The 13,927-nt window shown below is 72.7% G+C and carries 15 protein-coding genes; 12 read left to right on the top strand and 3 right to left on the bottom strand.

Translation table 11 applies throughout. From position 1 onward, the window contains the following. The first annotated feature begins 310 nt into the window (after nt 1–310). From ACFYZY_RS16440 to ACFYZY_RS16425, 4 genes are all read left to right on the top strand, one after another. Entirely contained in the window at nt 311–964 is a 654-nt protein-coding gene (locus ACFYZY_RS16440; RefSeq protein WP_388694149.1) for a response regulator transcription factor, read from the top strand. A 4-nt stretch (nt 965–968) separates the two neighbouring features. Further along, entirely contained in the window at nt 969–2,207 is a 1,239-nt protein-coding gene (locus ACFYZY_RS16435; RefSeq protein WP_388694146.1) for a sensor histidine kinase, read from the top strand. A 395-nt stretch (nt 2,208–2,602) separates the two neighbouring features. Continuing rightward, complete coding sequence (locus ACFYZY_RS16430; RefSeq protein ID WP_003955561.1) at nt 2,603–2,899, top strand: DUF4193 domain-containing protein; 297 nt, start codon at nt 2,603–2,605, stop codon at nt 2,897–2,899. A gap of 12 nt (nt 2,900–2,911) precedes the next feature. After that, nucleotides 2,912–3,943, top strand: coding sequence for a hypothetical protein (locus tag ACFYZY_RS16425; protein ID WP_388694143.1), 1,032 nt, complete (start codon nt 2,912–2,914; stop codon nt 3,941–3,943). A gap of 54 nt (nt 3,944–3,997) precedes the next feature. Here the strand turns inward: ACFYZY_RS16425 and ACFYZY_RS16420 are convergent, their stop codons facing one another. Next, nucleotides 3,998–4,510 carry a DUF3093 domain-containing protein gene (locus ACFYZY_RS16420; protein WP_388694140.1) on the bottom strand — a complete coding sequence of 171 codons (513 nt, stop codon included), beginning with the start codon at nt 4,508–4,510 and terminating at the stop codon, nt 3,998–4,000. A gap of 171 nt (nt 4,511–4,681) precedes the next feature. Between ACFYZY_RS16420 and ACFYZY_RS16415 the strand changes: the two genes are divergently transcribed. The 8 genes from ACFYZY_RS16415 (at nt 4,682) to ACFYZY_RS16380 (ending at nt 12,280) form a co-directional block, all read left to right on the top strand. Then, nucleotides 4,682–5,266: a PaaI family thioesterase gene (locus ACFYZY_RS16415; RefSeq protein ID WP_388694138.1), complete on the top strand. Its 585-nt coding sequence runs from the start codon at nt 4,682–4,684 to the stop codon at nt 5,264–5,266. Beyond that, nucleotides 5,266–5,778 (top strand): dUTP diphosphatase, encoded by a 513-nt coding sequence (dut, locus tag ACFYZY_RS16410; RefSeq protein WP_388694136.1) that lies wholly within the window; start codon nt 5,266–5,268, stop codon nt 5,776–5,778. The genes ACFYZY_RS16415 and dut overlap by 1 nt, the downstream gene beginning before the upstream one ends. Before the next feature lies 1 nt (nt 5,779). Then, on the top strand, nt 5,780–6,544 hold the full coding sequence (locus tag ACFYZY_RS16405; protein WP_388694134.1) for a DUF3710 domain-containing protein: 765 nt from the start codon (nt 5,780–5,782) through the stop codon (nt 6,542–6,544). Between the two features lie 360 nt (nt 6,545–6,904). Beyond that, on the top strand, nt 6,905–7,573 hold the full coding sequence (locus ACFYZY_RS16400) for an ABC transporter ATP-binding protein (RefSeq protein WP_388694368.1): 669 nt from the start codon (nt 6,905–6,907) through the stop codon (nt 7,571–7,573). A 77-nt stretch (nt 7,574–7,650) separates the two neighbouring features. Continuing rightward, nucleotides 7,651–10,197 carry an ATP-binding protein gene (locus tag ACFYZY_RS16395; protein WP_388694133.1) on the top strand — a complete coding sequence of 849 codons (2,547 nt, stop codon included), beginning with the start codon at nt 7,651–7,653 and terminating at the stop codon, nt 10,195–10,197. 148 nt (nt 10,198–10,345) lie between these two features. Next, nucleotides 10,346–11,032 carry a response regulator gene (locus ACFYZY_RS16390; protein ID WP_388694130.1) on the top strand — a complete coding sequence of 229 codons (687 nt, stop codon included), beginning with the start codon at nt 10,346–10,348 and terminating at the stop codon, nt 11,030–11,032. Between the two features lie 114 nt (nt 11,033–11,146). Next, nucleotides 11,147–11,545 (top strand): OB-fold nucleic acid binding domain-containing protein, encoded by a 399-nt coding sequence (locus ACFYZY_RS16385; RefSeq protein ID WP_388694127.1) that lies wholly within the window; start codon nt 11,147–11,149, stop codon nt 11,543–11,545. Between the two features lie 3 nt (nt 11,546–11,548). Further along, entirely contained in the window at nt 11,549–12,280 is a 732-nt protein-coding gene (locus ACFYZY_RS16380) for a DUF3159 domain-containing protein (RefSeq protein ID WP_388694125.1), read from the top strand. 105 nt (nt 12,281–12,385) lie between these two features. Here the strand turns inward: ACFYZY_RS16380 and ACFYZY_RS16375 are convergent, their stop codons facing one another. Then, nucleotides 12,386–13,057, bottom strand: coding sequence for a potassium channel family protein (locus tag ACFYZY_RS16375; protein ID WP_388694122.1), 672 nt, complete (start codon nt 13,055–13,057; stop codon nt 12,386–12,388). Next, on the bottom strand, nt 13,057–13,725 hold the full coding sequence (locus ACFYZY_RS16370) for a potassium channel family protein (RefSeq protein ID WP_388694119.1): 669 nt from the start codon (nt 13,723–13,725) through the stop codon (nt 13,057–13,059). The genes ACFYZY_RS16375 and ACFYZY_RS16370 overlap by 1 nt, the downstream gene beginning before the upstream one ends. Nucleotides 13,726–13,927: the final 202 nt, after the last annotated feature.

Raw genomic sequence — 13,927 nt, 5'->3', positions numbered from 1 at the left:
TGGCCCCTGGGGACAGGGAGCGTCGGGTGGCGTGCCACATACAGGGCGTGATCGCGGGGTGTGCAGTCGTCCTCCCCAGCCCTTTCCTCAGAGAAACCTCAACCGGCCCGGAAATCGGGCGGATTCCCGGAGCGCCCCCGAAGCCCGGTCCGGCCCCCGCCCACGGGCCCGCGGACCGTCCCGGAGGGCGCCGACCGCCGCCTTACAGCCGGTTTACGCGCGTACGGGGCAGGATGGGACACCCACAGTCAGCACACTCAGGCCCGGCCGACCCCCCTCCGGCCGCGGCCCCACGGGAAGGATGTACGACGTGCGCGTACTCGTCGTCGAGGACGAGCAGCTGCTCGCCGATGCGGTGGCCACCGGACTGCGCCGGGAGGCCATGGCCGTCGACGTCGTGTACGACGGCGCGGCGGCCCTGGAGCGGGTGGGGGTCAACGACTACGACGTCGTCGTCCTCGACCGCGACCTCCCGCTCGTGCACGGCGACGACGTCTGCCGCAGGATCGTCGAACTCGGCATGCCCACCCGCGTCCTGATGCTCACCGCCTCCGGCGACGTCAGCGACCGCGTGGAGGGGCTCGAACTCGGCGCGGACGACTACCTGCCCAAGCCCTTCGCCTTCACCGAGCTCACCGCGCGCGTGCGCGCCCTCGGCCGCCGTACGACCGTGCCCCTCCCGCCCGTCCTGGAGCGCGCCGGCATCAGGCTCGACCCGAACCGCCGCGAGGTCTTCCGCGAGGGCAGGGAGGTCCAGCTCGCGCCGAAGGAGTTCGCCGTCCTGGAGGTCCTCATGCGCAGCGAGGGCGCCGTGGTCTCGGCCGAGCAGCTCCTGGAGAAGGCGTGGGACGAGAACACCGACCCCTTCACCAACGTGGTGCGCGTCACCGTCATGACCCTGCGCCGCAAGCTCGGCGAGCCGCCCGTCATCGTCACCGTGCCCGGCTCCGGGTACCGGATCTGACCCGATGGCCACCACTCCCGCGCCGCACCCCCAGGCGCCCCCCAAGCCGACCTGGGACCCCAGGGACCCGGTCCGCCCGCTCCTGCGCCCCACCATCCGGATACGGCTCACCCTGCTGTACGGCGGGATGTTCCTGATCGCGGGCATCCTGCTGCTCTCGATCATCTACCTGTTCACCGCGCAGGCCCTCAGCGACAGCGCGGCCCATCTGCCCTTCAAGATCGTCAAGGGCGAGGTCCAGCCCACCACCTCGTGGTGCGACCTGCCCGACACGGGCACCGGCGAGCAGTTCAACGACGCGGTGTCCGTCTGCCTCCAGCACCAGAGCGACCGGGCCCTGGACGACCTGCTGCGCCGTTCGCTCTTCGCCCTGCTCGGTCTGAGCATCATCGCCTTCGCCTTCGGCTACGCCATGGCGGGACGGGTGCTCTCCCCGCTCGGCCGGATCACCCGCACCGCCCGCCAGGTGGCCGGTTCGGACCTGTCCCGGCGGATCGAGCTGGACGGTCCGGACGACGAGCTGAAGGAGCTCGCCGACACCTTCGACGAGATGCTGGAGCGACTGGAACGGGCCTTCACCGCCCAGCAGCGGTTCGTCGCGAACGCCTCGCACGAGCTGCGGACCCCGCTCGCGATCAACCGCACCCTCCTGGAGGTGCACCTCTCGGACCCCGGGGCGCCCGTGGAGCTCCAGCAGCTCGGCAAGACCCTGCTCGCCACCAACGAACGCAGCGAACAGCTCGTCGAGGGTCTGCTCCTGCTGGCCCGCAGCGACAACGAGATCGTCGAGCGCAAACCCGTCGACCTCGCCGAGGTCGCCGAACGGGGCGTCGACCAGGTGCGCGCCGAGGCCGAGGCCAAGGGCGTCGAGATCCTCGGGGAGCGCGCGCCCGCCGTCGTCCAGGGCAACGGCGTCCTGCTCGAACGGATCATGCTGAACCTGCTCCAGAACGCCGTGCGGTACAACGTGCCGGAGGGCGGCTGGGTGGAGGTCACCACCGGGACCCTGCACGGCCAGGCGGTCCTGGTCGTGTCGAACACGGGCCCCGTGGTCCCCGCGTACGAGACCGACAACCTCTTCGAGCCGTTCCGGCGGCTCCGGCAGGAGCGGACCGGCAGCGACAAGGGGGTCGGCCTCGGCCTGTCGATCGCGCGGTCCGTGGCCCGGGCCCACGGAGGCCGTATCATCGCGGAGCCCCGCGCGGGCGGCGGTCTCGTGATGCGCGTCACCCTGCCGATCTGACAGACTGCGCGACCCGACCCGTTCTGTTCGCTTTGCGCGGAATTCCATCCCCCCGGTCCTGAGACGCCCGTGTGTGATCGATCACAGGCCGGGGTGGGCGGTTCTCCACTCTCCGTGACCGGGAAACCCCTCGGAAAACCAGGAAAAGTACGGGTTTCCGGGCCCCGGTATGACGGGAAGTACACGGGGTGGCGCCTGTGAGGAACGCCCGAAGGACCGTGTACGGTCCGCATCGCCACCCGAAGCCGATCACTCGCGAGAAGGCGCGACGGGTGTCGATTGAGTAACAGACCTTGATGTGAGGCAAAATCTCCGCCTCAGGTCGGGCACAAGTCCGACCTCTCACGCGTTACGTGCGCTGGAGACACCGCAACCACCCAGAGGGGGAGAGCGACATGGCAACGGATTACGACACCCCACGCAAGACCGACGACGACGTCGACTCGGACAGCCTTGAAGAACTGAAGGCCCGCCGGAACGACAAGTCGACCTCGACCGTCGACGTCGACGAGTTCGAGGCCGCAGAGGGCCTGGAGCTTCCCGGCGCCGACCTCTCGAACGAGGAGCTGGCCGTCCGGGTCCTGCCCAAGCAGGCCGACGAGTTCACCTGCATGAGCTGCTTCCTCGTGCACCACCGCAGTCAGCTGGCCAGGGAGAAGAACGGTCAGCCCATCTGCCGCGACTGCGACTGAGAAGGACCGGCCGTGGCAGGCGACACACCGTCCCGGAAGCGGCGTTCGTGGCTCCCCGGGAGCCCGCGGACGCACAAGGGCGACCCGGGCCCGGCGGAGGGTGCCCAGAAGGCCCCCGAAGCCGAGCCCACCGCCTCCCTGCCCCCTCTCGACGCACGTGACGACGAGCGGGGCCTGCCGGCCTCGCTCGAGGCGGCCACCGGGCCGGAGCGGGTACCCCTTCCCGCGGAACGGGAGGCGGGACGGGACGACGGGACCGTCGAAGTCCGACAGGACGGTCTTCCCGACGCCGACCGTCCGGCCGTCCCCGCCCGGGGCCGTTTCGACCGGTTCAAGGTCGATTCCCGCCGGATCGACGCCGTCCGGCGCGGCGTCGCGTACGGAGTGAAGCGCGGCGGAGACGGCGCCAGGGCCGGCATCGGCCATCTGGCCGACCGGCTGATCGACCTCGCCCCGCGGATTCCCGTCCGCGACCTGGCGGCCCTCCGCGCCCAGTTCCCCGGGCTCGGCCCCGAGGAGCTCGCCGACAAGCTCGTCGCCGGCGCGGCGCACGCGAGCTCGACCGTGGGAGCCGGCGTCGGCGCCGCCGCCATGCTCCCCGTCCCCCCGGCCCTGCCGGCCGAACTGGCGGCCGAGATCACCGGCGTCGCCGCCGTGGAACTCAAACTCATCGCCGAACTGCACGAGGTGTACGGCCTGCGGCCCCTCGGCCGGCTTCCCCAGCGTTCGACGGCCTACCTGTCCTCCTGGGCCGAGGAGCGGGGCATCGACCCCACCCGACCCACCACCGTCAACGCGGCGCTCGGCGGACAGCTCAAACGCGAACTGCGCCAGCAGATCATGAAGCGGATGGTGCGCAACCTGCCGAACCTCATGCCGTTCATGGTGGGCGCCGCCGTCGGCGCCGTCATGAACCGCCGCGACACCAGGAAGCTCGCCGCGCGCGTCCGGGAGGACCTGCGCCGCCGCCAGGTCCCCTGGGACGCCCTCCACGAGCTGCCCGCCCTCGACCGGCCCGCCGGCGCCGGGAAACCGGGCTCCTAGACCGGGCCCGGACCCCGGGACGGCGGCCCGGGGGGCCCGGGGGAATCCGCCCCCTCAGTCCCCGGCGCCGTCCCGCACGGCGTCCAGTGCCGCCACCAGGGCCTCCGGCTCACGGCTGGAGAGGTACACGTACGGCGTGGGGTCCGCCGGGTCCGTCACCTCGATCCGTACCGCCCGGGGCACGTAGCCGCGCATCAGCATGAAGGCGCGCGTGTCCGCCTTGTACGTGCGCCAGGCGCGCGCCTCCTCCGCGTCCAGCACCTCGGCCGCCCCCAGGGCGGAGACCGGGATCCGCGCGTCGCCCGCCACCAGCGAACCGGCCACCACCCGGACGCGGGCGGAGCCGTACGAGGAGACCGCGATCCCGGCGAGCACCGTCGCCGCGATCAGACCGCCCAGCATCGGGACCGTGCCCAGCGGGAACATGATCAGACCGCCGGACAGGCCGAGCAGGCCCGCGATCGCCCACCAGGAGCGGGGAGCCGTCAGCCGCTCGTCGAAGAGCGGCGCGGCCGGGGCGGCGGAGGGCTCGGGGGAGGAGGCCGGGGACGGTACGGAAGGCTGCATGCGTCCAAGCTTGGCACGGCGCGTCCCGCCCCCGCCCGCGCGGGTGGGGGCCGTGTTCGGCGTCCACGCCGCCATCGCGTCCGGCCTGCCCGCGCGGGTGGGCCCGTGTTCTTCCGGAGGGGCCGACCGCCGCCCGCACCGCGTCCGCCCGCGCGGGTAAGGTCTGCGCCTGTGACTGCAACATCTGCCGCCCTCACCCCGCCCGCCGACGCCGTACCGCCGGTACGCCACCCCGACGCGCCGGCCCCCGGCGAGCTCCTCGGTTCGCACTACGGCCACTGCTTCGGATGCGGCGGCGGACAGCCCCACGGCCTCCACCTGGAGTCGCGGGCGGGCGAGGGCGTGACCGTCACCGCCGAGTTCACGGTGACCCCCGACCACCAGGGTGCCCCCGGCCTCGCGCACGGCGGCGTCCTCGCCACCGCCCTCGACGAGACCCTCGGCTCCCTCAACTGGCTGCTGCGGGTCATCGCCGTGACCGGACGCCTGGAGACCGACTTCCTCCTGCCCGTGCCGGTCGGCACCGTGCTCCACCTGGAGGCCGCCGTCACCGCCGTGCACGGCCGCAAGCTCTACTCGACCGCCGTCGGCCGGATCGGCGGGCCGGAGGGCCCCGTCGCCGTCCGCGCCGAGGGCCTCTTCATCGAGGTCAAGGTCGACCACTTCATCGACAACGGCCGGCCGGAGGAGATCCGGGCCGCCATGTCCGACCCCGACCAGACCAGGCGCGCCCGCGCCTTCGAGGTGAACCCCTGATGCGCAACCCCGTGGACGTACTGATCCGGCGCGTGGACCCCGAGGTCCCGCTCCCGGCCTACGGGCACCCCGGCGACGCGGGCGCCGACCTCGTGACCACGGAGGCCGCCGTACTGGCCCCCGGCGAGCGCGCCGTACTCCCCACCGGCATCTCCCTCGCCCTCCCCGACGGGTACGCGGCCTTCGTGCATCCGCGCTCCGGACTCGCGGCCCGCTGCGGAGTGGCGCTCGTGAATGCCCCGGGGACGGTGGATGCCGGGTACCGTGGAGAGATCAAGGTGATCGTGGTCAACCTCGACCCGCGCGAAAGCGTGCGGTTCGAGCGGTTCGACCGGATTGCCCAACTCGTCGTCCAGCAGGTCGAGAAGGTGCGCTTCCACGAGGTGGCGGAGCTTCCCGGCTCGGCGCGGGCCGAGGGGGGCTTCGGGTCCACCGGCGGTCACACCGCCGTGGACGGCACAACGGGTGGGAATCGATACGCTTCGGCCGTATCCGACCGGGAAGGACAGTGACGTGTTCGGACGTCGCAAGAAGAGTGGTGCCGCCGAGGACGCGGCGAGCGAGGCCGAGCAGGTCGTCGACGCGGTGGAGGACGACGAGGACGCGGCCGGTGCGCCGCGCCGCGTGAACCTCCCGCCGGCGCCCCGGCCCGACGGGCCCTGGGACATCTCCGAGGTCACCACGCCCGAGGAGGGCCGCGTGGACCTCGGAGGGATCTTTGTGCCCGGTGTCGAGGGCATGGAACTCCGGGTGGAGGTGGCGGGCGACGCGATCGTCGCGGCCACCGTCGTGCTGCGCGACAGCGCCGTACAGCTCCAGGCGTTCGCCGCCCCCAAGAACGAGGGCATCTGGGGCGAGGTCCGCGACGAGATCGCCACGGGCATCATCCAGCAGGGCGGCGTCATCGACGAGGTCGAGGGGCCGCTGGGCTGGGAGCTGCGCGCGCAGGTCCCCGTACAGCTGCCGGACGGCAACCGCGGTGTGCAGCTCGTCCGCTTCGTGGGCGTCGACGGCCCCCGTTGGTTCCTGCGCGGAGTGATCTCCGGGCAGGGCGCGGTCCAGCCCGAGGCGGCCGGGCTCCTGGAGCAGATCGTCCGCGACACCGTGGTGGTCCGCGGCGACGCCCCCATGGCTCCGCGCGACCCGATCGTCCTCAAGCTGCCGAACGACGCCCAGATGGTGCCGGACGGCGTTCAGCAGGAGGAGCAGGAGGGCTCCCGCTTCTCCGGCGGCATGGGCCAGCTCCAGCGCGGTCCGGAGATCTCCGAGATCCGCTGACCCCTCCGGCCGCGGCGCGCTCCGGGACCTCCGCGCGCCCCGGCGGGACGCTCCGCGCCGCCTTCCGGCGCGGAGGAGAACGAGCGGTGGGCCGCTCCCCGTACCTCGCGTACGGGGAGCGGCCCACCGGCCGTCGTCCCGGGCCCTCCACCCGCCTCCCGGGCCCTCCACCTGCCGTCTCCCGCCGGCCGTCCTTCCCGCCGTCCCGGTTTTCCACAGGTCCGGCCCTCCGGCTCTGGCCTCGGGCCCGGCGGCGGACCATACTGGCGAGCGCACATGTTCGAGGAGGGGGAACACCGGGTGAGTGAGAGCAGCACGAGGTCCGCGACGGCCGTCATCGAGGACCCGGCCGGACCTCCCATGGTCCGCGTCGAGAACCTGCGCCGCTCGTACGGCACGGGCGAGGCCGCGGTGCACGCCCTGCGCGGCGTCTCCTTCGACATCCCGCGCGGCCAGCTCGTCGCGCTCAAGGGCCGCTCGGGCTCCGGCAAGACGACCCTGCTCAACCTCGTGGGCGGCCTCGACTCCGCCGACGGCGGCCGGATCGTCATCGACGGCACCGACCTCTCCGCGCTCGGCGAGAGCGGCCTCCTGGAGCTGCGCCGCGACCGGATCGGCTTCATCTTCCAGTCCTTCGGCCTGCTCCCGATCCTCTCCGCCGCCGAGAACGTGGGCGTCCCCCTGCGGCTGCGCAAGGCGGACCCGAAGGAGCGCGAGGAGCGCGTGGCCCTGCTGCTCGGCCTGGTGGGCCTCGCCGACCACGCGGCCCAGCGGCCCGGCGAACTCTCCGGCGGCCAGCAGCAGCGGGTCGCCATCGCCCGCGCCCTGGCCAACAAGCCGGCCCTGCTGATAGCCGACGAGCCGACGGGCCAGCTGGACGCGGAGACCGGGCTCGCCGTCATGCAGCTCCTGCGCGCGGTGGTCCGCAGCGAGGGCTGCACGGCCCTGGTCGCCACCCACGACCCCCAGCTCCTGGGGCTCGCGGACCGGGTCCTGGAGCTGCGGGACGGCGAGATCGCCGAGTACTGACGGGGAACCGGCGCGGGGCCGGGGGAGCACCGGGGCCGGGCGGCCCCGGCCCGGCCGGCCGGACGTAGGGTCGAGCCATGGGACGCGGCACACTACGCATCTACCTCGGCGCTGCGCCGGGCGTCGGCAAGACCTACGCGATGCTCTCCGAGGGCCACCGCCGGGTGGAGCGCGGCACGGACTGCGTGGTGGCGTTCGTGGAGCACCACGGACGGCCGCGCACGGAAGCGGTGCTGCGCGGCCTGGAGCGGGTCCCGCCCCGCACCGCGGAGCACCGGGGGACCGTCCTCGCCGAGATGGACGTCGACGCCGTCCTGGCCCGCCGCCCCGCCGTCGCCCTCGTCGACGAGCTGGCCCACACGAACGCCCCCGGCTCCCGGAACCCCAAGCGGTGGCAGGACGTCGCCGAACTGCTCGCGGCCGGCATCGACGTCGTCTCGACCGTCAACATCCAGCACCTGGAGTCGCTCGGCGACGTGGTCGAGGCGATCACCGGCGTACGGCAGCGGGAGACCGTCCCCGACGAGGTCGTGCGCCGGGCGGACCAGATCGAACTGGTCGACATGAGCCCGGAGGCCCTGCGGCGCCGGATGGCCCACGGCAACATCCACACCCCCGACGAGGTCGACGCGGCCCTCTCCAACTACTTCCGTCCCGGCAACCTCACCGCCCTGCGCGAGCTGGCCCTGCTCTGGACCGCCGACCGGGTCGACGAGTACCTCCGGCGGTACCGGGGCGAGCACAACATCCGCTCCACCTGGCAGGCCCGGGAACGCATCGTCGTCGGCCTCACCGGCGGCCCCGAGGGACGCACCCTCATACGCCGGGCCACCCGGCTCGCCGAGAAGGGCGCCGGCGGCGAGGTCCTCGCCGTCTACATCGCCCGCAGCGACGGACTCACCGCGGCCTCCCCGAAGGAGCTGGCCGTCCAGCGCACCCTCGTCGAGGACCTCGGGGGCACGTTCCACCACGTCATCGGCGACGACGTCCCCTCCGCGCTCCTGGAGTTCGCCCGCGGGGTCAACGCCACCCAGATCGTCCTCGGCTCCAGCCGTCGCCGGACCTGGCAGTACATCCTCGGTCCCGGCGTCGGCCAGACCGTGGCCCGCGACTCCGGACCCGACCTGGACGTCCACATCGTCACCCACGGCGAGGTCGCCAAGGGGCGCGGCCTGCCGGTCGCGCGCGGCGCCCGCCTCGGCCGCTCCCGGACCCTCGCCGCCTGGGCGGTCGGCGTCGCGGGACCCGGCTGTCTCGCCCTGCTGCTCACCCATGTCGACGCCGACCTCGGGCTCGCCAACGACATGCTGCTCTTCCTCGCCCTGACCGTGGCCGCCGCGCTGCTCGGCGGGTTCCTGCCGGCGCTCGCCTCGGCCGCCGCCGGATCGCTCCTCCTCAACTGGTTCTTCACCCCGCCCGTCCACCGGCTCACCGTCGCCGATCCCAAGAACATCGTCGCCATCGCCGTCTTCCTCGGCGTCGCGATGTCGGTCGCCTCCGTGGTGGACCTGGCCGCCCGCCGCACCCACCAGGCCGCCCGGCTCCGCGCGGAGGCCGAGGTGCTCTCGTACCTCGCGGGCAGCGTGCTGCGCGGCGAGACCAGCCTGGACGCCCTCCTCGAACGCGTCCGCGAGACCTTCTCCATGGAGTCGGTCGCCCTCCTGGAGCGCGAGAACGAGGTGGAGCCGTGGACGCCCGCCGCCAGCGTCGGCCCCCACCCGGCGGCCCGGCCGGAGGAGGCTGACGTGGACATGCCGGTCGGGGACCACCTGGCGCTCGCCCTGTCCGGCCGGGTGCTGCCCGCCGAGGACCGGCGGGTGCTCGGCGCCTTCGCCGCCCAGGCCGCCGTCGTGCTCGACCGCCAGCGGCTCGTCGGCGAGGCGGAGGAGGCGCGGAAACTGGCCGAGGGCACCAAGATCCGCACCTCCCTGCTCGCCGCCGTCAGCCACGACCTGCGGACCCCGCTCGCGAGCATCAAGGCGTCCGTCTCCTCCCTCCGCTCCGACGACGTCGAATGGTCCGAGCGGGACCGGGCCGAACTCCTGGAGGGCATCGAGGACGGGGCCGACCGCCTCGACCTCCTCGTCGGCAACCTCCTCGACATGTCCCGCCTCCAGACCGGCACCGTCAGACCCCTCATGCGCGTCGTCGACCTCGACGAAGTCGTCCCCATGGCCCTGGGGGGAGTGCCGGACGGCAGCGCCTGGCTCGACATACCCGAGACCCTGCCCATGGTCGAGGTCGACAAGGGCCTCCTGGAACGGGCCGTCGCCAACATCGTGGAGAACGCCGTGAAGTACAGCCCCGAGGGCGTGCCCGTCGCCGTCGCCGCCAGCGCCCTGGGGGACAGGGTCGAACTGCGGGTGGTGGACCGCGGGCCCGGCGTCCCCGACGAGGCCAAGGACGGGATCTTCGAGCCCTTCCAGCGCCTCGGCGACGCCCCGCGCGGCTCCGGCGTCGGCCTCGGCCTCGCGGTGGCCCGCGGCTTCGTGGAGGCGATGGGCGGGACGCTCGACGCCGAGGACACTCCCGGCGGCGGCCTCACCATGGTGCTCACCCTCCGCGCCGCGCCGGGCGGCCCCCCGGTGCCGGCCGGGGACCCGGCGGCCGGCGCCGTGACCTGAACCGGGCCCCGTCCCTCCGTACGCGCCACCCCTCCGTACGCACCGTCCACCCGCCCGCACGGGGCCGGGAAAACCACAAGAACCACAAGAACCACAAGAACCGCAAGAACCGCAAGAACCGCAAGAACCGAAAGAAAGGCCCTCCCCCATGACCCGGGTCCTCGTGGTCGACGACGAGCCGCAGATCGTCCGCGCCCTGGTGATCAACCTCAAGGCGCGGAAGTACGAGGTCGACTCCGCGCCCGACGGCGCCACCGCCCTCCGCCTCGCCGCCGACCGGCACCCGGACGTCGTCGTCCTCGACCTCGGCCTGCCCGACCGGGACGGCGTCGACGTCATCAGGAAACTGCGCGGCCGGACCCGGGTGCCGATCCTGGTCCTCTCGGCCCGGCAGACCTCCGACGAGAAGGTCGAGGCCCTCGACGCGGGCGCCGACGACTACGTCACCAAGCCCTTCGGCATGGACGAGCTGCTCGCCCGGCTGCGGGCGGCCGTGCGCCGGGCCGAGCCGGTCGGCGGCACCGGGGAGGGACCCTCGGTGGTCGAGGCCGAAGGCTTCACCGTCGACCTGGCGGCGAAGAAGGTCCACCGCGACGGGCGGGACGTCCGGCTCACCCCCACCGAATGGCATCTCCTCGAAGTCCTCGTCCGCAACGCCGGCCGCCTGGTCGGCCAGAAGCAACTGCTCCAGGAGGTCTGGGGACCTTCGTACGGCACGGAGACCAACTACCTCCGGGTGTACATGGCGCAGCTCCGCCGCAAGCTGGAGAGCGATCCGTCCCACCCCCGGCACTTCGTCACCGAACCGGGCATGGGGTACCGCTTCGAACGGTGAACCGGACACCGTACTGAGGGGCGTCCCGGACCGTGCGGAGGGGACCGCCCGGGGCCGCCTCCGTACGGCGCCGGGGCCGCCTCCCGCGACGGCGGCGGCCGGTACGCTTTCTGTATGAGTGCTGCACCGCGTACAGAGAAGCCGGCCGGCAGGTTCCGCCGGATGCTCGACCGGCTCTCCTCCTCGCCCGAGGACCTGGAGTCGGAGGAGCTCCAGGAGGACACCGAGGCGTCGGGGTGCACGCGCATCTGCGACTGCTCCGACCGCCAGGTGGTCATGGTGGCTGGTACTTTGCGCACGGTCACGCTGCGTCCCCGGGCGGGCGTGCCCGCCCTGGAGGCCGAACTCTTCGACGGCACGGCGCCGCTGGACGTCGTCTGGCTCGGCCGCCGCTCCATCGTGGGCATCGAGCCGGGCCGCAAGCTGATCGCCTCCGGCCGCGTCTCCATGAGCCACGGCCGACGGGTCCTCTTCAACCCCAAATACGAGCTCCGACCGCTCGGACAGGAGTAGCCGGTGACGTCCCTCGACAAGCCGACCAGCACGGACCAGGACGACCGGACCCCGAAGGAGGTCACCGAGGCCGCGCTGTTCGAGGCGTTCGGCGGCCTGCGCGGCATGATCGAGACGATTCTGCCGGGCCTGCTCTTCGTCACGATCTTCACGGTCAACAAGGACCTGCACATCTCCGCGATCGCCGCGCTCGCGGTCTCGCTGGTCCTCGTCGCCGTCCGGCTGATCCGTCGCGACACCGTCAAGCACGCCTTCAGCGGCGTCTTCGGCGTCGCCTTCGGCGTGGTCTTCGCGATGATGACGGGCAACGCCAAGGACTTCTACCTGCCGGGCATGCTGTACACGCTCGGCCTCGCCCTCGCGTACATGGTCACCGCCGCCGCCGGGGTGCCGCTGATCGGCCTGATCCTCGGACCGGTCTTCAAGGAGAACCTCTCCTGGCGCACCCGCAACCCCGGCCGCAAGAAGGCGTACACGAAGGCGAGCTGGGCCTGGGGCCTGATCCTGCTCGGCAAGTGCGCGGTGCTCTTCCCGCTGTACTGGTGGGCCGACCCGACCCGGTTCGGCTGGGTGTCGGTCGCCCTGAAGATCCCGCCGTTCCTGCTCGCGGTCTACCTCACCTGGGTCTTCCTCGCGAAGGCCCCGGCACCGATCGACGTCTTCGCCGAGATGGAGGCCGAGGAGCGCGCCCAGAAGGCCCGCGAGGCGGCGGCCGGGGGACGGCCGGAGGCCTGACCGGGACACCGGCGCCCGCCGCACGCGGGAAGCCCCGGCACGTACGGGAGGGCCCGGACCGGTCAGCCGGTCCGGGCCCTCCCGTACGCGTACGGCCGCAGCCGGTCAGGAAGGCTCGCGGCGGACCTGCAACAGGTCCTCCAGCTGCTCCTCGCGCGCCTGCGCGGCCACGAACAGCAGCTCGTCACCGGCCTCCAGGGTCTCCTCGGCGCTCGGCGTCAGCACCCGCGAACCGCGGATGATCGTCACCAGCGAGGTGTCCTGCGGCCAGTCCACGTCCCCGACCGAGGTGCCGGCGAGCGCCGACTCCGGCGGGAGCGTCAGCTCGACCAGGTTCGCGTCGCCGTGGCTGAAGCGCAGCAGCCGGACCAGGTCGCCGACGCTCACCGCCTCCTCCACCAGGGCCGACATCAGCCGCGGGGTCGAGACGGCCACGTCCACGCCCCACGCCTCGTTGAACAGCCACTCGTTCTTCGGGTTGTTCACCCGGGCGACCACCCGGGGCACGGCGTACTCGGTCTTGGCGAGCAGCGAGACGACCAGGTTCACCTTGTCGTCACCGGTCGCCGCGATCACCACGTTGCAGCGCTGGAGCGCCGCCTCGTCCAGGGAGGTGATCTCGCAGGCGTCGGCGAGCAGCCACTCCGCCTGCGGCACCCGCTCCACCGAGATGGCGGTCGGCGCCTTGTCGATCAGCAGGACCTCGTGGCCGTTCTCCAGCAGTTCGCCGGCGATGGAACGGCCCACCGCACCCGCGCCCGCAATAGCGACACGCATCAGTGACCGCCCTCCTCGGGACCCTCGGCGAAGGCCTCCTCGACCTTCGCGATCTCGTCCGTACGCATCATCACGTGCACCAGGTCGCCCTCTTGGAGCACCGTCTGGGACGTGGGGATGACCGCCTCGCCGAGCCGGGTGAGGAACGCGACCCGCACACCCGTCTCGTCCTGGAGCCGGCTGATCTTGTGACCGATCCAGGACGGCGAGGTGTGCACCTCGGCGAGCTGCACCCCGCCGCTCGGGTCCGTCCACAGCGGCTCGGCGCCCGAGGGCAACAGCCGCCGCAGCATCTGGTCGGCGGTCCAGCGGACCGTCGCGACCGTCGGGATGCCGAGCCGCTGGTAGACCTCGGCACGGCGCGGGTCGTAGATCCGCGCCGCCACGTTCTCGATGCCGAACATCTCGCGCGCGACCCGCGCCGCGATGATGTTCGAGTTGTCGCCGCTGCTCACCGCGGCGAAGGCCCCGGCGTCCTCGATCCCGGCCTCGCGCAGCGTGTCCTGGTCGAATCCCACGCCCGTGACGCGACGACCGCCGAAACCCGACCCCAGACGGCGGAACGCCGTCGGGTCCTGGTCCACGACCGCGACCGTGTGCCCCTGCTGTTCGAGGGTCTGCGCGAGAGCGGCTCCCACTCGCCCGCAGCCCATGATGACGATGTGCACGTCCCCTTACCCCGCACTCCTGATCGCCTTGCTGACCTGCGAAAACACCCTGCTCACAACTTTCCTCGCCCGATCCGCCCGGGCAGCGGCGGACGACACCCTGCCGGGTCGTCCGGTCCGAGCTTATGCGGCAACGCCGACCGGGACCGCATCCGAGGTGCTTGACGAAAAGATTCCGTATGGATAGGGGGTCGCGGTGAAC

Source organism: Streptomyces sp. NPDC001744 (genome assembly GCF_042892575.1).
Classification (GTDB): Bacteria; Actinomycetota; Actinomycetes; order Streptomycetales; family Streptomycetaceae; genus Streptomyces.
This window is presented reverse-complemented; position numbering and strand designations above follow the sequence as displayed.